The 21,379-nt window shown below is 58.8% G+C and carries 20 protein-coding genes and 1 tRNA gene; 15 read left to right on the forward strand and 6 right to left on the reverse strand.

The genetic code is table 11. The features are described 5' to 3' along the window. Nucleotides 1-2: 2 nt before the first annotated feature. Nucleotides 3-860: a metal ABC transporter permease gene (locus IQ241_RS12880; RefSeq protein ID WP_193907728.1), complete on the forward strand. Its 858-nt coding sequence runs from the start codon at nucleotides 3-5 to the stop codon at nucleotides 858-860. On the opposite strand, the gene hemB is transcribed toward IQ241_RS12880, so the two are convergent. Continuing rightward, on the reverse strand, nucleotides 857-1,837 hold the full coding sequence (hemB, locus tag IQ241_RS12885; RefSeq protein ID WP_193907730.1) for a porphobilinogen synthase: 981 nt from the start codon (nucleotides 1,835-1,837) through the stop codon (nucleotides 857-859). The two genes, IQ241_RS12880 and hemB, sit on opposite strands and share 4 nt — an antisense overlap. Nucleotides 1,838-2,077: 240 nt before the next feature. Between hemB and IQ241_RS12890 the strand changes: the two genes are divergently transcribed. From IQ241_RS12890 to IQ241_RS12915, 6 genes are all read left to right on the forward strand, one after another. Then, entirely contained in the window at nucleotides 2,078-2,674 is a 597-nt protein-coding gene (locus IQ241_RS12890) for a biotin transporter BioY (RefSeq protein ID WP_322743646.1), read from the forward strand. Between the two features lie 21 nt (nucleotides 2,675-2,695). After that, on the forward strand, nucleotides 2,696-3,190 hold the full coding sequence (gene lspA, locus IQ241_RS12895) for a signal peptidase II (protein WP_193907734.1): 495 nt from the start codon (nucleotides 2,696-2,698) through the stop codon (nucleotides 3,188-3,190). Between the two features lie 126 nt (nucleotides 3,191-3,316). Further along, nucleotides 3,317-5,590, forward strand: a complete 2,274-nt coding sequence (locus tag IQ241_RS12900) for a transglycosylase domain-containing protein (RefSeq protein WP_193907741.1) — start codon at nucleotides 3,317-3,319, stop codon at nucleotides 5,588-5,590. Between the two features lie 109 nt (nucleotides 5,591-5,699). Further along, a complete protein-coding gene (locus tag IQ241_RS12905; protein WP_193907743.1) occupies nucleotides 5,700-5,816 on the forward strand; it encodes a photosystem II reaction center protein I in 117 nt (38 codons plus the stop codon). A 136-nt stretch (nucleotides 5,817-5,952) separates the two neighbouring features. Continuing rightward, nucleotides 5,953-8,244 (forward strand): DUF3769 domain-containing protein, encoded by a 2,292-nt coding sequence (locus tag IQ241_RS12910; protein WP_193907745.1) that lies wholly within the window; start codon nucleotides 5,953-5,955, stop codon nucleotides 8,242-8,244. Nucleotides 8,245-8,398: 154 nt separating this feature from the next. Beyond that, a complete protein-coding gene (locus IQ241_RS12915; protein ID WP_193907747.1) occupies nucleotides 8,399-8,911 on the forward strand; it encodes a hypothetical protein in 513 nt (170 codons plus the stop codon). A 24-nt stretch (nucleotides 8,912-8,935) separates the two neighbouring features. Here the strand turns inward: IQ241_RS12915 and IQ241_RS12920 are convergent, their stop codons facing one another. Continuing rightward, nucleotides 8,936-9,463, reverse strand: coding sequence for a phycobiliprotein lyase (locus IQ241_RS12920; protein WP_193907749.1), 528 nt, complete (start codon nucleotides 9,461-9,463; stop codon nucleotides 8,936-8,938). Nucleotides 9,464-9,651: 188 nt separating this feature from the next. On the opposite strand from IQ241_RS12920, the gene hemE reads away from it, so the two are divergent. The 5 genes from hemE to IQ241_RS12945 all read left to right on the forward strand — a co-directional run bounded on the left by hemE (nucleotide 9,652) and on the right by IQ241_RS12945 (nucleotide 15,204). Next, entirely contained in the window at nucleotides 9,652-10,716 is a 1,065-nt protein-coding gene (gene hemE, locus IQ241_RS12925; RefSeq protein WP_193907751.1) for a uroporphyrinogen decarboxylase, read from the forward strand. Between the two features lie 6 nt (nucleotides 10,717-10,722). Next, nucleotides 10,723-11,670: an NAD-dependent epimerase/dehydratase family protein gene (locus tag IQ241_RS12930; protein WP_193907753.1), complete on the forward strand. Its 948-nt coding sequence runs from the start codon at nucleotides 10,723-10,725 to the stop codon at nucleotides 11,668-11,670. Between the two features lie 62 nt (nucleotides 11,671-11,732). After that, complete coding sequence (gene ruvB / locus IQ241_RS12935; protein WP_193907755.1) at nucleotides 11,733-12,848, forward strand: Holliday junction branch migration DNA helicase RuvB; 1,116 nt, start codon at nucleotides 11,733-11,735, stop codon at nucleotides 12,846-12,848. A gap of 44 nt (nucleotides 12,849-12,892) precedes the next feature. Next, nucleotides 12,893-13,690: a tetratricopeptide repeat protein gene (locus IQ241_RS12940; RefSeq protein ID WP_193907757.1), complete on the forward strand. Its 798-nt coding sequence runs from the start codon at nucleotides 12,893-12,895 to the stop codon at nucleotides 13,688-13,690. A 284-nt stretch (nucleotides 13,691-13,974) separates the two neighbouring features. Then, nucleotides 13,975-15,204, forward strand: coding sequence for a sensor domain-containing diguanylate cyclase (locus IQ241_RS12945; protein WP_228021654.1), 1,230 nt, complete (start codon nucleotides 13,975-13,977; stop codon nucleotides 15,202-15,204). On the opposite strand, the gene IQ241_RS12950 is transcribed toward IQ241_RS12945, so the two are convergent. From IQ241_RS12950 to IQ241_RS12960, 3 genes are all read right to left on the reverse strand, one after another. After that, nucleotides 15,194-15,568, reverse strand: a complete 375-nt coding sequence (locus tag IQ241_RS12950; RefSeq protein ID WP_193907760.1) for a hypothetical protein — start codon at nucleotides 15,566-15,568, stop codon at nucleotides 15,194-15,196. The genes IQ241_RS12945 and IQ241_RS12950 overlap by 11 nt on opposite strands. Nucleotides 15,569-15,597: 29 nt before the next feature. Further along, entirely contained in the window at nucleotides 15,598-16,323 is a 726-nt protein-coding gene (tpiA, locus tag IQ241_RS12955) for a triose-phosphate isomerase (protein ID WP_193907797.1), read from the reverse strand. A gap of 101 nt (nucleotides 16,324-16,424) precedes the next feature. Continuing rightward, a complete protein-coding gene (locus tag IQ241_RS12960) occupies nucleotides 16,425-18,578 on the reverse strand; it encodes a polyribonucleotide nucleotidyltransferase (protein WP_193907799.1) in 2,154 nt (717 codons plus the stop codon). A 284-nt stretch (nucleotides 18,579-18,862) separates the two neighbouring features. Here IQ241_RS12960 and IQ241_RS12965 point away from each other — a divergent pair, with 284 nt between their 5' ends. After that, a complete protein-coding gene (locus tag IQ241_RS12965; protein WP_322743648.1) occupies nucleotides 18,863-19,852 on the forward strand; it encodes an NAD-dependent epimerase in 990 nt (329 codons plus the stop codon). A 3-nt stretch (nucleotides 19,853-19,855) separates the two neighbouring features. On the opposite strand, the gene IQ241_RS12970 is transcribed toward IQ241_RS12965, so the two are convergent. Continuing rightward, a tRNA-Ala gene (locus IQ241_RS12970) sits at nucleotides 19,856-19,928 on the reverse strand. A 131-nt stretch (nucleotides 19,929-20,059) separates the two neighbouring features. On the opposite strand from IQ241_RS12970, the gene IQ241_RS12975 reads away from it, so the two are divergent. Both IQ241_RS12975 and IQ241_RS12980 read left to right on the forward strand, forming a co-directional pair. Next, the gene (locus IQ241_RS12975) at nucleotides 20,060-21,151 is read left to right on the forward strand and encodes a RuBisCO accumulation factor 1 (RefSeq protein ID WP_193907763.1); all 1,092 of its coding nucleotides are present in this window, start codon (nucleotides 20,060-20,062) and stop codon (nucleotides 21,149-21,151) included. Nucleotides 21,152-21,160: 9 nt separating this feature from the next. After that, the coding region (locus IQ241_RS12980; RefSeq protein WP_193907765.1) for a hypothetical protein at nucleotides 21,161-21,379 on the forward strand (219 nt) is incomplete at its 3' end.

A 21,379-nucleotide genomic window follows, 5' to 3' on the forward strand; every position in this document is an offset into this window, starting at 1 on the left:
CCATGCTACATGTTCTGACCGACCCGCTGGCCTATGAGTTCATTCGCTATGCGCTGCTGATGGGTCTGCTAATCGGCGGCGTTTGCCCGATTATTGGCAGCTATCTGGTCGTGCAGCGGCTGACGCTGCTGGGAGACGTGATTGCCCACGCGCTGCTACCAGGGCTAGTGCTAGCTCACTTCTGGGGAATTGCCTTTATCCTGGGCGCGTTCATTTCGGGAATGCTCGGAACTGGACTAATTACCTGGATTCGCGCCCAGTCGCGGATCAAGATTGACGCGGCAATGGCGCTGACCTTCGCCAGCTTTTTTGCCCTGGGAATCGTACTGCTGTCCACGCTCAATACCCAGCTTGACCTGGATGGGCTGCTGTTTGGCGATATTCTCAGCGTGACGGCAGAAGAAATTCGTCAGGCTGTCATTCTGGCTGTGGGTTTACTAGTCCTGGTGGGACTGTTCTATCGACCGCTCTTATTTCTCACCTTTGATCGGCTGGGAGCTGAAGCAATGGGGCTGCCGGTCAGCTGGCTCAACGCTGGGCTGATGGCGGCGGTGACGCTGACGCTGATTTTGGGAATGCAGATGGTCGGGGTGATTTTAGCGATCGCGCTGATGGTTGGCCCGGCGACGACGGCCTACCTGCTGGTGAAGGAGCTGCACCAGATGATGCTGATAGGCAGCGGGCTTGGCGCTGCGGCTAGCGTTATCGGTGTCTATCTCAGCTACTACCTAGATTTGCCAACTGGACCCGCGATCGCGCTGGTCGTATTTACGCTATTTCTGCTGGCACTGCTGTTCAGCCCTAGCCAGGGCATTTTCACTCAGCCCAAGCTAGCTCAGCCTGGTCCCAACCGCCGCTAGCCGAGCCAGCGGGCGATATCTTTGGCATGGTAGGTCAGAATCAGGTCGGCCCCGGCTCGCTTAAAGCTGGTCATCGTCTCCATCACCACGCGCTCCTCATCGATCCAGCCGTTCAGGGCGGCGGCCTTGACCATGGCATATTCGCCGGAGACGTTGTAGGCGGCGACGGGCAGATGGGTCGCCTGCTTCACCCGCCAGATGATGTCCATATAGGAGAGGGCGGGCTTCACCATCAGCATATCGGCCCCTTCGGCCATGTCGAGCTCGATTTCTTTGAGCGCTTCCTGGCCGTTGGCGGGGTCCATCTGGTAGGTTCTGCGATCGCCAAACTGCGGAGCTGATTCGGCTACATCGCGAAATGGACCGTAGTAAGAAGAGGCATACTTGGCCGCGTAGGACAGAATCGGCAAATCTTCAAAGCCGCCCTCATCCAAGCCGCTGCGAATGGCCTGGACAAAGCCGTCCATCATCCCCGACGGCGCAATCACATCGGCACCCGCCTGAGCCTGGGAAACCGCCGTCTTTTTCAGCAATTCCAAAGTGGGATCGTTGAGGACTCGGCCGGTTAAATCGCCGACGTCTAAATAGCCGCAATGGCCGTGGGACGTATATTCGCAGAGGCAGGTATCGACAATGACTAACAGGTCGCCAACGGCCTCTTTTACTGCCGTAGTCGCCTGCTGCACGATGCCATGGTCGTGCCAGGCCCCGGTCGCCTCGTCATCTTTCTCAGCCGGGATGCCGAATAGGATGATGGCCGGAATGCCCAGGTCGTAGACTTCCTTGGCCTCTTCGACAATTTTATCGACCGAGAGCTGATAGACCCCAGGCATCGAGGTCACTTCTTTAGCAAATCCGCTCCCAGGTGCGGCAAAAAGAGGATAAATTAGGTCGCTGGTGGTGACGCTGTTTTCGCGCACCATACGGCGGAGTTGGGAATGGTTGCGCAGCCGACGAGGGCGATGGGTAGGAAACATAGAACGCGGTAAGCCTGAGAAAAACCCAGAAAACTTTGAACAGTGGGGATTTGAAGAATCTAAAATCCAGTTTAGGCCAGTTTTCAGCCCCGATCGCGTCGCAGCCAGCTGGCGGTTAAAAAAGGTTACGTTTTGCCCAGGAACGCGCAGTGGATTTGAAGCCGGATCGGGCTGCCTGCTGCTAAATGAGCGAGAGACGATAAAATGACCATCTACCAAAGAAGATACGGAACCAAAAGGGTGTTTGCTCCATTCGGGCTGCTCTGGGCGCTCATAGGGCTAATTTTAACGATTGGTGGCACCTGGCTCGAAGCCTTTGTCACCAATGCGCCTTGGAACTGGTCCCAGGGCAATATTGAGTTTTATTCGCTCGGCGTCAACTTCCAGGTGGGAGCCGTTCTCTTCACGGGCTGTATGGGCGGGCGACATGCAGCCGCGCTCTCGCAAATTGCCTATCTGTCGTTGGGACTATTTCTCTTCGAATCCTTTGGCTTTCAGGTCTTCACCCAGGGGGGTGGGTTAGACTATTTGCGCGAGCCCAGCTTTGGCTATCTGCTGGGGTTTGTGCCAGCGGGGTGGGTCTGTGGCGCTCTGGCGTTTAGGGCCAAGCCTAGGCTGGAGCGGCTGGTATTCAGCTGTTTGAGTGGGCTGGCTGTGATCCACCTGGTTGGACTGGTGTATTTGGTACTGACGCATCTATTCCGCTGGGGTGACGACCGGTTTTCGCTATTGAATGCCATTGCCAGCTTTTCCGTTTCCCAGATACCAGGGCAGGTGATGATTATTTGCGCTGTTTCTGTGATTGCCTATGCGATGCGGCGCCTAATGTTTTACTGAGCCTGCTTTGGTTTAGCCCTTATGAGCCTGCGAAATCCACTATTTTGGCTGGTCGCTGTCGTCGGTCTGGGGCTCGATCAGCTGACCAAGCTGCTGGTCGTTCAAAATTTTGAGCTGACCAGCCCGCCCCAGAGCATCCCGCTGATCCCAGGCGTGCTCAACTTTACCTATGTCACCAATACCGGCGCGGCTTGGAGCCTGTTCAGCGAAAACGGCGAGTGGCTGCGCTGGCTGTCGCTGATCGTCAGCCTAGGGCTGGCCTTCTACGGCCTACTGACCAGAATCCCCACCCGCTGGGAGCAGGTCGGCTATGGTCTGATCCTCAGCGGTGCCTTTGGCAATGGCATCGACCGGCTGCGGTCAGGGGAAGTAGTTGATTTTATTCAGGTTTTTCCGATTACGCGCTTTCCCGTTTTCAATTTGGCCGATATCTGGATTAACATCGGCATTATCTGCCTGCTGCTGACCCTTGTGCTCGTGCCAGAAGATGAAAATGGCAGTAAGCGGCGGCGATAGCCCCGGCATTCGGTCGGCGGTTTCTGGTCGGCATCTGGCCTGCCTCTAGACAGGTTGTCTAGAATGAACAGGCCGAAATTGCATCCGCGCTAGCTTATTTCCAGGATTAGACGTTTCCTGACCGGCATGACTTCACCGCGCCCCCAACCTCCGCCTAAGCCACCCCAGCGCACGATGCTGGGTACGATTACTCAGGCATTTCAAACCGTTCAGGCCCGGGTGGACTTTGGCAAGATCCCGCTCAAGCCGGGAGCGCGGGTGCCCAAACTCGTGGTTGAGTCGGGTCGCGATCGCGAGGAATATCCCCTGGTCGGCGAGCACTATGTCCTGGGCCGCTCCTCAAAATCTAGCGACATTGTCGTGCGCAGCCCGATCGTCAGCCAGGTGCATCTGTCGCTGACCCGCGATCGCGCCCGCAGCGGCCAGCCCTTTATCCTCAAAGACCAGCATTCGACCAATGGCATCTACCGCGGCAAAAAGCGCCTATCGACGCTGCCCCTGAAGCATGGCGACGTGCTGACCCTGGGCCCGGCTGAGCTGGCCGATGCCGTCACCCTGCGCTATCTAGACCCGCCGCCCGGATACGTTCAAGCGTTACGCTATGGGCTCTACGGAGTGACCGGGCTGACGGCCCTGATCGCCCTGTGGATCGTCGGCGTGGAATGGCCCAAAATCGACATTCGGCCCCTGCCCAACTCGGTTCAAGGCCCCGTGCTGATTACGGCGGAGGAAGACGGCAGCCGCACCCAGCTCAACCAGCTGCCCAATATCGCCCATCTGGAAAAGCAGCGGCTGAACGAATATTCGGCCTATCTGCCCAAGGCGGTGATTGCCTCTGAGGACAAGCGCTACTACTGGCACCTAGGAGTTGACCCGATCGGCATCGCCCGGGCGTTGGTAACCAACGTCAGGGCCGGCGAAATCAGCGAAGGCGGCAGTACCTTGAGTCAGCAGCTGGCCCGCAATATCTATCGCGACTACGTGGGAACGGCCGACAGCGCCGGACGCAAGGTACGGGAAGCCGTCGTGGCGCTGAAGCTAGAGACCTTTTACAGCAAGCGACAGCTGCTCCTGCTCTACCTCAACCGAGTCTACCTGGGCAATAACCTCTACGGGTTTGAGGATGCGGCCCAGTTTTATTTTGGCAAATCGGCTGAGAAACTCGATATTTCAGAAGCGGCGACCCTGGTCGGGATTTTGCCTGCGCCCAATGCCTTTAACCCGGTCCAGGACTACCAGGCCGCGGTGGACTACCGCGATCGCGTGATCGAGCGAATGGTGGCGCAGGGCAAGATCGGCCAGGAAGCGGGCCGCCGGGCGCGGCGATCGCGAATTGAGATCAGCCCCAGGGCGCGGGAGCAGCTGCAGAGCATCCGGGCCCCCTACTTTTACAGCTATGTGTTTGACGAGCTGAATCAGGTGCTGGGAGAAAGTCTGGCGGGGGAAGGCAATTTCATCGTTGAGACCAGCCTTAACCTGGACTCGCAAATCCAGGCCGAAAGCAGCATTCGCGAAGCCGTTAGCGGCCTGGGCGGCGAGTATGGCTTTTCCCAGGGGGCGCTGGTCACCCTCGACAGCAGCAATGGCGAAATTAAGGCATTGGTGGGCGGGGCCGACTATCAGGAAAGCCAGTTTAATCGAGCTACCCAGGCCGTGCGTCAGCCGGGCTCAACCTTCAAGGTATTTGCCTACGCCAGCGCCCTAGAACAGGGGATCTCTGCCAATGAGGTGTTTTCCTGTAGCCGCTTGGGCTGGGGCGGGCAGACCTTTGACGGCTGTCGCTCGGCCGCGGGCGGGCTGGACATGTATGCTGGGCTGGCCCGCTCCGAAAACGTCGTCGCCCTGCGGATCGCCCAGGCGGCTGGGCTCGACTCGATTGTGCAGCTGGCCCACCGCCTGGGGATTGACTCGACCCTGGAGCCGGTGCCGGGGCTGGTGCTGGGTCAGAGCGAAGTGACGCCGCTAGAGCTGACCGGCGCCTTTGGCGCGATCGCCAACGACGGCGTTTGGAATCGGCCCCACGGCATCCAGCGGGTGCTTGACAGCAGCGACTGTACCAATCCTGACCAAATTGACACCTGCCGCGTGATCTACGACTTTTCCCAAACCGCCGATGCCAATTTTCAGGTGCTCGAGCCAACCGTAGCCGATACCCTGGTGGGGATGATGCAGGGCGTCATCCAGGGCGGTACGGGCCGCAATGCCGCCCTGGGCTATGGCGAAGCGGGTAAAACCGGCACGACCAACGATAATCGTGACCTTTGGTTTGTCGGTTTCGTGCCCCGAGCTGACCGAGTAACAGGCGTCTGGTTCGGCAATGACAGCAACGAGCCCACCTATGGCAGCAGCGCTCAGGCAGCCCTGGTCTGGGGCAACTATATGCAGAAGATTGTGCGTTAGCGCATTCTCAAAACGATGCGATAGCGCAATCTTCTGCGCGTGAGGCCCTTGAGCGATCCCAACCTGCGATACCATGGGTTTACTATTGAGTCTTGTCTGGAGACCTCTCATGCTGACGCTTAAAATCATCGTCTACATTACGGTTGCCTTTTTTATTGGCCTGTTCATCTTTGGCTTTCTCAGCGGCGACCCGGCGCGGAACCCCGGCCGTCAGGATTTTGAATAATCTAGGATTTTGCATAATCCATTGGGGACTGGGGACGCTGTGACCCGGCATAGGTCGTTTTACTGAGAATGGTTTCATGCTAGAGTTAGCCCGCTCCGTCGGGCTCTCTTTTTGTCTAAAGAGAGTCGTTTAGGGTATGTTTTATCCCGATTTTCCCCCTGAACGCCCTCCAGTAGAGCTGATCGAATATGCCGATGCTCGCTTCAGTCGCTCGTCTACAGCGTTGCCCAGTCCGATATCAGCCGCTGCTACTGCGGGCGAGGGGGTTAGCCGGTCTGCGAGTGATTTGGCTGAAGATCAGCTGGTTTCTCCACCTGGAGCTGGGTTAGGTCAGCTGACTCTCGACGATCTGCGGATTGAGCAACCTAACCGAGCGGCTAGGGACACGATCGCGCAGACCTCCACCGAGCTGCTCCGGCTGCCCGCTCAGCCGGGCTCAGAGCCCGCGTCAGAACCGGCGCCATTGCTTGAAAATCCGCTATCAGCGCCCTATCCGGTTCTGACCCCAGACCCGCCCGAGGCTACCCCCGATGCCGCTATTAACGCCGACCCACCAGCGGGTGTCGCTCCAGGCTCAGCGCTTCAGCTCACCTCTGACTATCAGGAATATGACCCGATTCGTCAGGTGGTGATCGCGCAGGGCAACGTCGTCCTCCAGCTAGAGCGGTCTCGGCTGCAAGCCGACGAACTGCGGCTCAATGTGGTCAACCGCTTTGCCCTGGCCGAGGGCAATGTGCTGCTCAGCCGGGGGGCGCAGGTGATCCGCGGCGAGCAGGCGGAGTACAGCTTTACCCAGGGTATGGGGATGATCCGCAGCGCCCGCGGCGAATTGTTCATCCCGGCGCTGGAGTCTGACTTTGCCAAGCCGCTAGAGCGCCGCACGGGCACCATCCGGCCCATTTATGATCCCATCAACCCGGATCGCTCCCTTGAGGTCAGGAACGAGGGCAGTCTGCGGCTCAGTACCGATAGCAACGCCGCCTTTGGGGCCGAGTCAACGGGCAGCGGCGTGCGTCAGCTCCGATTTGAAGCCGACCGGCTGTTTTTCGACGCCGATGGATGGCAGGCTGAAGGGGTTCGCATTACCAACGATCCGTTCTCGCCGCCAGAGCTCGAGTTTCGGGCGAGAACCGCGCAGCTGCGCAACATTTCACCAACCCAAGATGAGCTCACCCTCGGTCGCCCCCGGATTGTATTTGACCAGGGCCTGTCGCTACCGCTGCTGCGATCGCGCTTTTTGTTCAGCCGCGGCAGCACCGATCCGACTGAGGACGACAGCAGCCCACTGCCCGCAGAAATTGGCTTAGATGGGCGCGATCGCGGCGGCGTGTTTCTAGAAAGCGAGCTGATTGCGGTCACCCGACCTGGTTTTAATTTTTCGGTTGCACCTCAGTTCTTTGTCAATCAGGCCATTACCGGCAGCAATGGCGGCTTCTTTGACCTTGACAATTTCGGGATTGCGACGAAATTAGCCGCTCAGCTCAGCCCTAGGACAACGCTCCGAGGCCGGGCCAACCTCAGCAGCCTGGATCCTTCAAAATTTACTGATGAGCTGCGGGCCAATCTGCAAGCTCAGCGGTTTGTGGGTAGCCATCTGCTGTCGTTAGAAGCGGGCTATCGAGAGCGCCTCTATAACGGTTCGCTAGGGTTTCAAGACGTGCAGTCCAATTTAGGAGCAGTGATCCTGTCTCCTGCCATTCCATTGGGGAACCAGGGACCGACCCTGTCCTATCAGGCCAGCGCTCAGTACATCACCGCCAACACCGACCGAGCCGATTTGCTCGGTACAGCCCCCGAAGACAATCTGATCAGCCTTGGCCGGTTTCAGGGCAGCGCCTCTTTGACCAAAAGCTTTCAGCTCTGGCAGGGAGAACCGCTGCCGCCTACCCAGTTCGGCGGACTGCGCTATACGCCAGAGCCGGTCGTGCCCTTCCTACAACTTCAGACCGGTCTGCGCGCTACCCGCACCTATTACACTAACGGCGATGTCCAAGATACGGTCGCTGGCAGCATCGGCTTAGTGGGTCAGGTCGGTCACCTATCGCGCAACTTTGGCGACTATACCCGCTTTAACATCAGCTACTATCAGGCGCTGCTCGGCGGCGCCGAGTCGCCGTTTACCTTCGACCGGGACGTCGATCGCAGCGTCCTCACCCTGGGAATCACTCAGCAGATCTACGGACCCTTCCTACTCGGGGTTCAAACCGCGATCAATCTCGACACGGGGGAAGAGGTAGATACGTCATTTGCGCTGGAATATAGCCGCCGTACCTACGGCCTGCTGGTACGCTATAACCCCTCGCAAGAGGTCGGATTTGTTGGGTTTCGGCTGAGCAATCTGGGCTGGAGCGGTGAGACCGCGCCCTTTGACCAGCCGCCGAGGCGCGATGTCGAGGGCGGCATCATTCAGCGCGAGCCGCTCCAATAGCCGTATTACGGCTGGCAGCCAGGTATTTAATCAACTTGAGGAGTCAAGTGTTCACACTGATAGAGAAAACTCGGAGAAAACGCTATAGATTAATCATGGGTGTCGCATTTTACCCCGACGTCAACGTCGTCTGTGCTGCAATCGGATTGCTTCCATGACCGCATTTTCTCTGCCACAAGAGGCCCATCAGGCGCTGATTCTCGTTCAGGGTTATAGCTTTGACCTCAGCGGCAGGCCGGCCAACGACTGGCTCGATGACTGGCTGAGAACGGCTCGACCGGCCTGGGTGCGAGACGGGGTAATTGAAGCCCTCTATGAAGGTCGCTACAAAGCTGTTTCGGTACGGCAGATCTTGCAACTCTGGAATCGGCGTGGTGAGCCGGTACGGCATTTCAACCGCGAATTCGTTCGAATCGCCTGCCGCCAGTTCGATGAAATTCAGCTGGTAACGCTGCCAAGCGAGGCTCCGGCCCGGGGCAACCAGCCGATTGAGCCCCTGTCACCGCAGCCCAATCCCAAAGCAGAAGTGAGCGCTGGGTCAGCCAGCTACAGGCCTATCTACTCACTCCATCGCCCCATTCAGCCGTTTAAACCGGAACTGACGCCCGTTTCAGCATCGCTGTGGACGGCCCGGCGAACGAAGATGAGAGCGCTAGCCGCGCGTTAACCCCATTTCCTAGCCCTGACCGATTTAACCCGTAGCGGAACTGGCTGGCGGCTTTGCCCCTAGTCGAATCTCTGAGCAAAACGAGGTCAGTCTCAGTCCGTCGGGCCGCTCCAACACCTGGGTACGCATCCGCACGTTGTCATTGACAAACCAGAGCCGCTCCTCTGAGCGGGCCTGATCATCCTCAGCTAGGATGGTCAAAACGCCGTCTTCCAGGCGATACTGGCGCATGCTGGACGAGCTCGGGGTGCCATAGAGGATAGACCCACTGCCGTCCGCAGCCGGGCTTAAGGGCACCATCAAAGTAGTCCCAGTCAGCGTTTTAGGATCACCCTCGATGGTGCTGCTTTGGCTCAGCCGCAGGCCGCATAGGGCGGGGGCTGCGGCAGCGGCAGCCTGACAGAGCTGCTGGACATCGGCACTGTCGGCGGGAAGAAAGTCTATCTGCAAATCTGACTTGCCGGCCTGAGACTGCTTACTGGCAATATCGTGGGTCGTGCGTTGAGAGAACCACTTGCCGGCCAGCTTTTCAAAAAAGTTCACAATTTCCATGGGTCGGTCTGAATTCAGACAACAATGCTTCGCTGTCTCTCAGTTTACGCCCAAGCGGGCCTAGTCAGAACGGATTCAGCCAGCTCTGGGCCAGAGCTGGCCTAGAGCTGGCGCTGCTCAGAGCTCCGCTTCAGGTGATAAGCTAGCAGAAGGACAAAAGATTTTCCCTTTACTTTTTTGGAACTGGTATGACCGGACTCAGTCAAACCCCTTACCTGCTGCGGGCTGCTCGGGGAGAAACGTTGGAGCGTCCGCCGGTTTGGATGATGCGGCAGGCGGGCCGGTATATGAAAGTGTATCGGGACCTGCGTGAGCAATATCCGTCCTTTCGGGAGCGCTCTGAGAATCCCGATTTGGCCATTGAAATTTCCCTTCAGCCTTGGCGGGCCTTTCGACCCGACGGCGTGATTATGTTTTCTGACATCCTGACGCCGCTGCCGGGTATGGGCATCCCGTTCGACATTGTGGAAAGCAAGGGGCCGATTATCGATCCGCCAATCCGCACCCAGGCCCAGATCGATCAGGTGCATGACCTCGACCCGGAAGCGGCGCTATCGTTTATTCGCAAAATCTTGAGCACGCTGCGGCAGGAAGTAGGCAATGAAGCGGCGGTGCTGGGGTTTGTTGGCTCGCCCTGGACATTGGCTGCCTATGCCGTAGAAGGTAAGAGTTCCAAAAACTACGCGGTGATCAAGGGTATGGCGTTTTCCCAGCCGCAGATGCTGCACCAGCTCTTGAGCAAGCTGGCCGATGGAATTGCCACCTATGTACGCTACCAGATCGACTGCGGCGCTCAGATGGTGCAGCTGTTTGACTCCTGGGCGGGGCAGCTGAGCCCGGCGGACTACCGCACCTTTGCCCTGCCCTACCAGCAGCAGGTGGTGCGGCAGGTGAAGCAGACCCATCCCGATACGCCGCTGGTGCTCTACATTAGCGGCAGTGCGGGCGTGCTGGAGCTAATGGGCGAGTCCGGGGTAGACATCATTAGTGTGGACTGGACGGTTGACATGGCCGATGCCCGGCGGCGGCTAGGTCCGGCTCAGGTGGTGCAGGGCAATGTCGATCCGGGCGTACTGTTTGGGTCGCAGGTGTTCATTCGCGATCGCATCCTCGACACCGTGCGCAAGGCGGGCAACCGCGGCCATATTCTCAACTTGGGCCACGGTATCCTACCGGGAACGCCGGAAGAAAACGCGGCTTACTTCTTTGAGACGGCGAAACAGGTCGATCGGCTGCTGGCGGTTCACGCCTAGGCAACAATGCGAATTTTCATTACTGGGGCCAGCGGCTGTATCGGCCATTACGTCGTCGATACGCTGATTAAAAATAGCGATCATGAGCTGTTTTTAATGGTTCGTAATCCCGACCGGCTGCACCTGGATATCGGTGCCCGGCCCGGTATTCACTGTCTGCAAGGCGACATACGGGAGATCAATAAATTTGCTGACCGGCTTTCTACCGTAGACCAGCTGATTCACATCGCCACCTCCTGGGGGGATCCCAAAGAGAGCTATGAAATCAACGTCGAGAAAACGCTTCGGCTGATGTCGCTGCTCGACCCGCAGCGGCTGCGGCAGGTGATCTATTTTTCGACCTCAAGTATTTTAGGCCCCCAAAATCGGCCGCTTAAAGCCGCCGGTGAGATCGGTACCGACTACATTCGCTCTAAGTATATCTGCTATCAGCGGCTGGGTCAGCTCGCGATCTCGCCTCAAATTACGACCCTCTTCCCTACGCTGGTCTTTGGTGGCGATGGCCAAAAGCCCTACTCCCACATCTCTGGCGCTCTCCCCGAAGTCGCCCAGTGGATTGGCCTGGCGCGTTTTCTTCAGGCCGAAGGCAGCTTTCACTACATCCACGCCCAGGATATTGCCACTGTGGTGCGGTACCTGGTAGAGCATCCGCCGGCAGCGGACGGGCCGCGCGACATCGTCCTGGGCGGCGAGGCGATGACGGTCAACCAGGCGATTGAGGAAACTAGTCGTTACTTTGGCCAGCGGATTTACTTTCGGCTGCCGCTCTCAGCCCGCCTGACTCAGCTGCTAATCAAGGTTTTCAATGTGAGAGTGGCCGAGTGGGACCGCTTCTGCATCCAGCATCGCCACTTTACCTACCAAAACCCGGTGTCGCCAGCCAAGCTGGGCCTGACCAACTACTGCTCGACCCTGGCCGACTTGTTCCGCGCGGGCGACGTAGCGCCCAGATAATGCTCAGATAATATAGTACATTTGTCTGTAAGACAGTCCTCGTACCGCGAGCTTGCAGCGCCATGGCGATTATTTCCTCTCAGCAGCCTCCCGAAGACCGGGCTCGCCCGGCCAGGCCCAAAGCCGAGCTGCTGCAAAGCGCAGCCCAGCCCAGCGAGCTGTCACGCCAGGAAGAAGGGCTGCGGCCCCAGCAGCTGGGGGAGTACATCGGCCAGAAAGCGCTCAAAGAGGTGCTGGGAATCGCCATCCAGGCGGCCCAGTCGCGGCGGGAACCGCTTGACCATCTGCTGCTCTATGGCCCGCCCGGCCTCGGTAAGACGACGATGGCGCTGATCCTGGCCCAGGAGATGGGCGTTGCTTGCAAAATTACCACTGCCCCCGCAATCGAACGACCGCGGGACATTGCCGGACTGCTGGTCAACCTGAAAGCTGGCGACGTCCTGTTTATCGACGAAATTCATCGCCTATCGCGAGTGACCGAAGAAATTCTCTACCCCGCTATGGAAGACTCGCGGCTCGATATCACCATCGGCAAAGGCCAGAGCGCCCGCATTCGCAGCATTCCACTCCAGCCCTTTACCCTGGTGGGGGCGACGACGCGGGTCGGGGCGCTAGCCTCGCCGCTGCGCGATCGCTTCGGCCTAATCCAGCGGCTGCGGTTTTATGAAATTGACGAGCTCACCCAGATCATCGTGCGCACCGCCGCCGTTTTGAGTACCGAGATTACGCCGGCAGGAGCGGAGGAAATTGCGCGGCGCGCCCGGGGCACCCCGCGCATCGCCAATCGGCTGCTGAAGCGCGTTCGCGACTATGTTCAGGTGAAGGCGTCGGGGCCGGTCAGCGGCGAAGTGGCGGCAGAGGCACTAGAGCTGTTCAACGTCGATCCCTGCGGCCTGGACTGGACCGATCGGCGGCTGCTGACGATGATGATCGAAAACTTCGGCGGCGGCCCGGTGGGGCTTGACACGATGGCGGCGGCGACGGGGGAAGATGCCCAGACGATCGAAGAAGTCTATGAACCCTACCTGCTCCAGATTGGCTACCTGCAGCGTACGCCCCGGGGCCGGGTCGTGACTGCCGCCGCCTGTCGGCACCTGGGCTATGACGTACCCGATGCCTTTGTGAATGGCATAATGCGGCTAAATTTTAACAATGAAGAACAGCTGCGGCTGATGTAAGGCTTAAGCTGAAGGAACAGCAACAGAGGCGGTAGAACCATCCGATGAAAAAAGCGCTCGCGATCGCGGGGCTGAGTCTATTCCTGGGGCTGACGCTAGCGCTGGCTTGGCTCATACCGGCGCAGCCCGCCTGGGCAACCTCTACGGCAGAGCTGCGCCAAAGGGCCTTCGCCGCCACTCAAGCGGGCCAGTTCGCCGCAGCCGAAGGCTACTGGACTGAGCTGATTGAGCAACGCCCCGATGAGGCTGCGCTTTGGAGCAATCGGGGCAATGTGCGGGTGGGCCAAAACCATCTGCCCGCCGCGATCGCGGACTACAGCCGGGCCATCGACCTAGCTCCCCTAGCCCCCGATCCCTACCTCAACCGGGGGGCAGCCTGGGAAGCGATGGGCCAGTGGGACGCCGCAATTGAGGACTACAACCGGCTGCTGGCGCTCGATTCAGACGACCCGGCGGTCTACAACAACCGGGCCAATGCCGAGGCTGGAGCGGGCGAATGGGAGCTCGCGATCGCAGATTACCAGGCTGCCATTACCCTCAGGCCTAGCTTTTCGCTAGCCTACGCCAACTACGCACTGGCCCTATATCAGACGGGACAGACGCAGGATGCGGTACAGCTCCTGAAAAGTCTAGTGCGTAAATATCCAAACTTTGCCGATGTTCGGGCCGGCCTGACCGCCGCCCTATGGGAGCAAGGACAGCGCGGCGAAGCTGAAAGCCATTGGGTTGCAGCAGTCGGCCTGGACTCTCGCTATCGTGACCTGGACTGGGTGACCCGGGTACGGCGCTGGCCCCCGGCGATGGTCACTGCCCTAAGGCACTTTCTTCAGCTTTCAACCTAGCCTTGCCCAAAGATAGAAATCAGCTCCCGTGACCCAGTTCAACCGTAAGGCCCCTTGGCAGTACAAGCGTCTACGGAAATTCGCGTAGGTGCTCTGAGCGCTCTCGAAATTAAGCACATACGCGCTTAGAGTAGTATAGATAGACCGAATTCAATAGGTCTCTCAATCGGCATGTTTTGCTAAGAAACTCTGCTGCTGACGGCAGTTCTGAGATAATTGAGGGAAAACTGGGCTTTGTTGGGTTCCGCTTAGCAAAGCCAACCCATTAGAGCGATTGAACCGGCTTGACCCTGAAACAGACTGGGCTAATTGACTCACCGCTTAGCAGTGCGGTGTACCAATTGCTACTGGCTTCGGTCCCGGCTGGCACCAGCGTTACTCCATTGAGGCTGGCGAACTTGACAAACTTAGAGCTACAGCTTCAATCTCTCCAGCAGCAGCTGCAACGACAGCAGCAGCAGCGGCGAGTGGAGCAGCAAATTCGTCAGTCGCTCGATCTGCGCCAGGTCTGCGCCACCGCAGTAACGAGCGTTGGCGAGCTATATGGGGCTGAGCGGGTCTGCTTACTCCAGTATGATGAGCGCGATCGCGCCTGGCGACAGATTGTCCAATACTGCCAGACCGAGCCGATTGCTCGGCAGGATCTGCTCTCCATCACCCTCAAAGATTTTCCGGAGCTTCAGCCCCTGCTCGACGGGATGCCAATTCAGACTGATCCTGATCAGGCTTCCTGTCTGGATTGGCAACGACGCTGGCAGCAGCAGTATCCAGGCCAGTGGTTGCTGCTGCCGCTGCGGTTGTCAGCCCGCCCGCCTGAGCATATCCCTCTGCCCTGGGGAATGCTCGCCTTGGCCAACTGCGCTGACCCAGATGTATGGTCGGAGCAGGCGCTGACGAATGCTAGCAGTGTTGCCTACGAGCTCTCTATCGCCATTCAGCAGGCCCTGCTGTATCAGAAGCTTCAGCTGGCTAACCAGGAACTCCGGCTGCTGGCTCTATCGGACGGGCTCACCCAGCTAGCCAATCGGCGGCGCTTTGACGAGCATCTGCATAGCGAGTGGCAGCGCCTGACCCGCGAGAAAAAGCCGCTTTCGCTAATTCTCTGCGACCTCGACCACTTTAAGCTTTATAACGATCACTACGGCCACCCAGCGGGGGATCGCTGCCTGACCCAGGTCGCCCAAACGCTAATGCAGGTGCCTCAGCGGCCAGCGGACCTAGTCGCGCGCTACGGCGGCGAAGAATTTGCCATTGTATTACCCAATACTCACACCCAGGGCGCTTGGCAAGTCGCCCAAAAGATCCATGACAGCATCCGCGGGCTGTACATTCCCCATCCGCTCTCGCCGCTGACAGGCTCAGACTACGTTACCGTCACCATGGGGATTGCCACCGCGGTTCCAAGCCGATCTGAAACGCCGCAGTCGCTTTTGCAAGCGGCAGATCTTGCCCTCTATCATGCCAAGCAGCATGGGCGCGATCGCACCTATGTTCACGCCCATTTCAATCTGTAGCACAGCTCAGCAGCTCAACTGCCGGGTAGCTTTGAGCCAGCTGGGCAAGTCGTTCAGGGTCAGCCTGCCCGTAGGTGTGCAGGCGGCGAAATTCGGCTGGGGTCAGGGGCACTTCGGCCACTTCTTCCCCTAGGTCGCTGATCAAAAGAATTTGGGAGAATTTAACGCGATCGCGCTGATATCGCCCGTAGAGCGCTTCGTACCGCTCAGAAAGCGATCGCCACTGGTCCGGAGCGCAATCACTGCGGTCAATCAGCAGCGCTACCGTCGGCGCGGCAAAGACCTGACTGACGACTAAGCCAATCGCGATAAAGCCCAGCCAGCCGAGGCCAACAATCCGAAGCAAGACACGGTTGAGAGCCATAGGGCGGCAGCCGACTGACGACGGGGCGATTACTGATAGTGAATCAGCCGGGCAAAGCTATCGGGCTCCAGACTGGCTCCGCCGACCAGCACCCCATCAATCTCAGGCTGAGCCATGATGTCATCGATATTGGCCGGCTTGACCGAGCCGCCGTACTGAATCGGCACATCGGCCTGGCTGAGCTGGCTGCGAATCAGGCTAATCACCCGGTTGGCGTCTTCCGGCTCGCAGGTGTCGCCGGACCCAATCGCCCAGATCGGCTCGTAGGCGATCACTAGATTGCTCTGGTCAATACCGGTAAGGCCAGCTTTAATCTGGCCGGTAATCCAGGCGTCGGTCTCACCCGCATCGCGCTGCTGCTTGGTTTCACCGACGCAGAGAATCGGCGTCAGACCCGCTGCCTGAGCCGCCTTCAGCCGCCGATTGGCGGTCTCATCAGTTTCGCCAAAGTACTGCCGCCGCTCGCTGTGGCCAACGATGACGTAGCGCACTCCGAGCTCGGTCAGCATGCCGCTGGCAATCTCGCCGGTATAGGCGCCCGACTCGTCCCAGTGGACATTCTGAGCGCCAATTTTGACGCGGCTGCCGTGGAGCTTTTCCGACAGCAGGCTGAGCGCCGTAAACGGCACGCACAGCACCACCTCTCGCTGCTCGGGCACCGCTTCGAGCTGGGGCATTAGCCCCTGCAAAAACGCCAGGCTCTCGGCCTGGGTTTTGTGCATTTTCCAATTACCGGCAATGACAACTTTTCGCACAGACATCTAGCTTTATTCGGGCTTTATTCGGGTTTGCATCACTGCATCCTACCGATAAACCTCGAGCGATAGCAAATTGCTAGGGCAACTTGGGGGCAAACTTAGGACGAGGCCGCCGCTGCCTCCTTGGCGGCCGCCGCCTCATCTGGGTGGATGTTTAGCCGGGTCAGATTAACTCGCCCGCGGTTGTCAATTTCGCGCACTTTGACCAGGACCTCGTCGCCCACGTTCACCTCGTCTTCAACCTTGTTAACCCGGAAGTCAGCGAGCTGAGAGATGTGAATCATGCCCTCTTTACCTGGCATGTACTCGACAAAAGCGCCGATCGGAATGACTCGGGTCACCTTGCCCATGTAGACATTGCCCGCCTCAGGCTTGTGGGTAATCCCCTCAATCAGCACCTGGGCCTGCTTGGCCTTGCTGGAATCGATCGCCGAAATCGTCACCGTCCCATCGTCCTGGATATCGACTTTGGCACCGGTCTGCTCGGTAATGCTCTTGATCTGCTTACCGCCCGGCCCAATCACCATGCCGATCTGCTCCGGATCGATCTGGATGGTCAGCAGCCGCGGCGCATATTCTGACACCTCGGCCCGCGGCTTGTCGATCGCCGCCAGCATTTTCTCCAGAATATGCAGCCGGGCCGGTCGCGCCTGCTTGATCGCCTTGGCAATTACCTCCATCGGCAGGCCGGTAATCTTCATATCCATCTGCAGCGCTGTGATTCCCGTATCGGTGCCAGCGACCTTGAAGTCCATATCCCCCAGAAAATCTTCAATCCCCTGAATATCGGTCAGGATGCGGACTTCTTCGCCTTCTTTAATCAGTCCCATAGCCGCGCCGCTGACCGGCTTCGACAGCGGTACGCCCGCATCCATCAGCGATAGGGTGGAGCCGCAAACCGACCCCATCGAGGTGGAGCCGTTGGAGGACAGCACCTCTGAAACCACGCGAATCACGTAGGGAAACGCTTCCTGGGGCGGCAGCACCGGCATGATCGCCCGCTCAGCCAGCGCCCCATGACCGATCTCGCGGCGGCCCGGGGAGCGCATGGGCCGGGTTTCGCCAACTGAGTAGGGGGGAAAGTTGTAGTGGTGCAGATAGCGCTTTTCATCGTCCGGGTGCAGATCGTCCATCATCTGCGCATCGCCGGGCGTGCCTAGTGTTGTAATCGAAAGCACCTGAGTGAGCCCCCGCTGGAACAGTCCGGTGCCGTGGACCCGGCTGGGGAGGACGCCAACCCGACAGTCAATTGGACGCACCTGGTCGAGCTGGCGACCGTCTACGCGCACGTTTTCCTCAACAATCTGAGCCCGCATTAGCTTTTTCGTCAGGCTCTTGTAGGCTTTCCCCAGAGCTTTGCCATTTTCGCTGACCGCCGTACGAACGGCGTGATCTTCCGGCAGGGCCTCGATCTCGGTCTTAATTTCCGCCTTGATATCATCCAGCGCCTGGTCGCGGCCCTCTTTGGACAGCTCAAACTGCTTTAGGATGTCTTTGATCGGGGCAGTGGCGCGATCTCGCAAAAAGTCGGCCAGGGTGGCATCGGTCTCCGGCTCCGTTTCCTCAACTAGCTCGATACCCAGCTCCTGAATCAGCTCCTGCTGCGCCTTAATCAGGTCCTGAACAACCTCATAGCCAAAGTCAATCGCTTCGATCACGTCCTGCTCAGGCAGCTGGTTGGCCCCGGCTTCGATCATGATCACGCCGTCGGGCGAACCGGCCACAACCAGGTCCAGATCTCCGGTCTCAATTTCTTGGTAGGTGGGGTTGATAATAAAGTCATCACCCACCAGACCCACTCGCACCGCCGCCATCGGGCCTTTGAAGGGAATTTTGGCCAGCATCACGGCGATCGAGGCTCCCGTGGCCGCTAGTACGTCGGGCGGCACCGCATCGTCCATCGAAACGGTCGTGGCAACAATTTGAATGTCATCCCGAATCCACTGGGGGAACAGGGGGCGCATGGGCCGGTCAATCAGCCGGCTGGTCAGCGTCGCCCGCTCGGGCGGTCGGCCCTCCCGGCGCAGAAACCCGCCCGGAATTCTGCCCGCGGCGTAGAGTCGCTCTTCGTAGTCAATCAGTAGAGGAAGAAAGTCAATCCCCTCTCGTCCGGTCGAGCGGGTCGCCGTCACTAGAACTGCCGTATCGCCGGACTGGACTAACACAGAGCCGCCTGCTTGGGGCGCAAACAGGCCGACCTTCAGCCGAATATCGCGACCATCAATTGAAATGGACTTGTCAATTTCTTGAATTCCTTGCATCGATGCTGATTTCCTTGGTTTTCTCATTTTTCTTCTGTGGCAATCCTAGCACTGATGCTGAGCATTGATATTGGGCGCTCTATCGGGTCTAGCTTGCCAGAGCAGGCGTGATGACTACGAAAATTTTCGGCGATGAAGCGAGCGGCAAACCCTTGCTGGAGCTTTACACAGTGGTCAGAAGTTCATCAATCCCCATTCGACTGCTAGATTTTTCAGACTGGGATCTCTAAAATACGGCCAGCATCCACAGTTGAATGCGTAAAGGAGCAGACAGCGTGACCGTATTGATTACTGGAGCCGCTGGGTTTATTGGTTATTCTCTGGCGCAACGCCTGCTGGCTCGGGATACGCCAGTCTACGGCATTGACAATCTCAACAGCTACTACGACGTAACGCTAAAGAAAGATCGCCTGGCAGAGCTGTCGAGCTTTCCTCAGTTTACCTTTGAGCGCTTAGACCTCAGCGATCGCGACGGCATTGCCCGTCTATTTCAAACCCAGCCGTTTGACTGCGTGGTGCACCTGGCCGCTCAGGCAGGCGTCCGCTATTCGCTGGAAAATCCCCACGCCTACGCCGACAGCAACCTGCTGGGCTTCCTGAATATCATCGAGGGCTGTCGCCAGGCCGCGACTCGCCATCTAGTCTTTGCCTCCTCCAGCTCGGTCTACGGCAAAAATCGCAAAGTGCCTTTCGCCGTGACCGATCGGGTAGACTACCCACTCTCGCTCTACGCCGCGACCAAGAAGGCTAACGAGCTGATGGCCCATGCCTACAGCCACCTCTATCAGCTGCCGATGACAGGGCTCAGGTTTTTTACCGTCTACGGTCCCTGGGGTCGCCCGGACATGGCCTACTTTAAGTTTGTGGACGCGATCGCGAATGACCGACCGATTCAGGTCTTCAACCACGGCCAGATGCAGCGCGACTTCACCTATATAGATGAAGTGGTTGAGGGCATCATCCGAGTCATGGCCCATCCGCCCCAAATCCAGGCATCCGGCGCAGAGACCGCCGCGCCCTATCGGCTCTACAACATTGGCAACCACAGCCCCGTCACCCTGATGCGATTCATCGAGGTGATCGAACAGGCCATGGGCAAAAAGGCTGAGAAGACCATGCTGCCAATGCAGCCCGGCGATGTCCCAGCCACCTACGCCGAGGTGCAGGACCTGATGGATGACGTTGGCTTCAAGCCCGATACGCCCCTGGAAACAGGCATTGAGAAGTTTGTGGACTGGTATCGAGGCTATTACAGCGCGACCTAAAAATGGAGCTAAGCGGACTCGAACCGCTGACCCCCTCAATGCCATTGAGGTGCTCTACCAGCTGAGCTATAGCCCCGTGCATTTCATCATCGCGCGCCGGTTGGGCCATCGTCAAGGCGGGGGGCAACTTTGTCTGGCTGAATCTGCCCAGCGGCGGAAAATCGCGATAGAGTTCAGAAAGGCCAAATTTTTTCTGAATTGCTGCCCATGACGCCTTCTGCTAACCAACCGAATGCCCATTCCCAGGCCCATTCCCAGGCTGAGCTCGACGCGCTGCTGCACCAGCTGCGCCGCAAGCAGGGCAGCTGGGTGGAGTGGGGCCAGGCCTGCCGCACGCTGCAAAAGGCCGGGATGAGCCCGCAGCAGATCTTTGAAGGCACCGGCTTTGAGCCCATTCAGCAAAATCAAATCATCGTCGCCACCCAGGTTTACGAGTCGATGCTGGCAGCGGGCGTATCCGATTCGGCCCAGGCTCACTTTACCGAACGCGGCAGCGACAGCCTGTACGAACTCCGGATTCTCTCCCAAACGGACCGCGCTCGGGCGGCGGAGCTGATTGCCCAGCACGGCTTAGAAAGCGACCAGGTGAAAGAGATTGCCCGGGCGCTCCAGGAGTTTTCCTATAGCGCAGAGCCGCCCTCTGGCTTCACGAGCGATTCCGGCGACGCGGTAGCCTTTCACTACTGGCGGCTGGCCCGGCAGCAGTCGGACTTGCAGGCGCGATCGCGCCTGATCGCCCAGGGCCTTCGTTTTGCTAACAGTGATAGCGCCCGCCAAAAAATCGAACAGTTGCTGACCGACTTTACCGTCATCCAGAGCCAGACCGCGCCCAAGCTGCCCCTATTCCGGCTGGAAAGCGAAGCCGATTCGCCCTGCATTATCCCTGTGGTCGGCCAGCTGCCGATTGCGATCGCGGATTACAAGGCCGTGCCCATCACCGAGCCAGAACCTCCCTTTGGCCTAGTCAAGTTTTCCGGTATGGGAGCCTGGGTGCCGGTACCGGGCTGGCAGGTGATTCTCAAAGCTGAAGACCCGGTAGCCCTACTGGCTCCCTTCGAGCAGCTGCCCAACGTTCCGTCGAATGCTTCAGCCGAGCAGGTCTTGGTAATCATCGACCGGGCCAGCCGCGACTGGGACGTCTACAGCTATTTCATCGCTGACGCAGCGGGTCAGCTGAAAATTCAGTGGTTTGAGCAGCCGCCAGCCGCGGCTCTGCTGGGACGGGTCGTGCTGGTGATGCGACCGCAGAAAATTTTGGACGAGGGATACACCAAAGAGCTCTGGCAGGTCGATGAGTAGGAGCGTCCTATGGGCTTAGAACGCCGCCTTTCCCGGTCGATGTTCGCCGAAACCGAAATCGTCGAGCTGCGGCAGGTCTGCATGACTCCCGGTCGCCTCTTCGAGCCGGGTAAATACATTGCCGGAGAGCTGCCCGACACCGCCTTTGAGATGGGTTTAGTGGAAAAGCTGCCGCCGGTGCGCGGCCGCAGTGAGGAGATCGCGCCGCCGCCCGACCCACCCCCCGAC

This window comes from Vasconcelosia minhoensis LEGE 07310 (assembly GCF_015207255.1).
Lineage (GTDB): Bacteria > Cyanobacteriota > Cyanobacteriia > Phormidesmidales > Phormidesmidaceae > Vasconcelosia > Vasconcelosia minhoensis.

Bases quoted from the DNA above. Each gene is read 5' to 3' on its own strand.
- IQ241_RS12880 (WP_193907728.1), top strand. From the start codon at position 3: ATGCTACATGTTCTGACCGACCCGCTGGCCTATGAGTTCATTCGCTAT.
- hemB (WP_193907730.1), bottom strand. From the start codon at position 1,837: ATGTTTCCTACCCATCGCCCTCGTCGGCTGCGCAACCATTCCCAACTC.
- lspA (WP_193907734.1), top strand. From the start codon at position 2,696: ATGAGCCTGCGAAATCCACTATTTTGGCTGGTCGCTGTCGTCGGTCTG.
- IQ241_RS12900 (WP_193907741.1), top strand. From the start codon at position 3,317: ATGACTTCACCGCGCCCCCAACCTCCGCCTAAGCCACCCCAGCGCACG.
- IQ241_RS12905 (WP_193907743.1), top strand. From the start codon at position 5,700: ATGCTGACGCTTAAAATCATCGTCTACATTACGGTTGCCTTTTTTATT.
- IQ241_RS12910 (WP_193907745.1), top strand. From the start codon at position 5,953: ATGTTTTATCCCGATTTTCCCCCTGAACGCCCTCCAGTAGAGCTGATC.
- IQ241_RS12915 (WP_193907747.1), top strand. From the start codon at position 8,399: ATGACCGCATTTTCTCTGCCACAAGAGGCCCATCAGGCGCTGATTCTC.
- IQ241_RS12920 (WP_193907749.1), bottom strand. From the start codon at position 9,463: ATGGAAATTGTGAACTTTTTTGAAAAGCTGGCCGGCAAGTGGTTCTCT.
- hemE (WP_193907751.1), top strand. From the start codon at position 9,652: ATGACCGGACTCAGTCAAACCCCTTACCTGCTGCGGGCTGCTCGGGGA.
- IQ241_RS12930 (WP_193907753.1), top strand. From the start codon at position 10,723: ATGCGAATTTTCATTACTGGGGCCAGCGGCTGTATCGGCCATTACGTC.
- ruvB (WP_193907755.1), top strand. From the start codon at position 11,733: ATGGCGATTATTTCCTCTCAGCAGCCTCCCGAAGACCGGGCTCGCCCG.
- IQ241_RS12940 (WP_193907757.1), top strand. From the start codon at position 12,893: ATGAAAAAAGCGCTCGCGATCGCGGGGCTGAGTCTATTCCTGGGGCTG.
- IQ241_RS12950 (WP_193907760.1), bottom strand. From the start codon at position 15,568: ATGGCTCTCAACCGTGTCTTGCTTCGGATTGTTGGCCTCGGCTGGCTG.
- IQ241_RS12975 (WP_193907763.1), top strand. From the start codon at position 20,060: ATGACGCCTTCTGCTAACCAACCGAATGCCCATTCCCAGGCCCATTCC.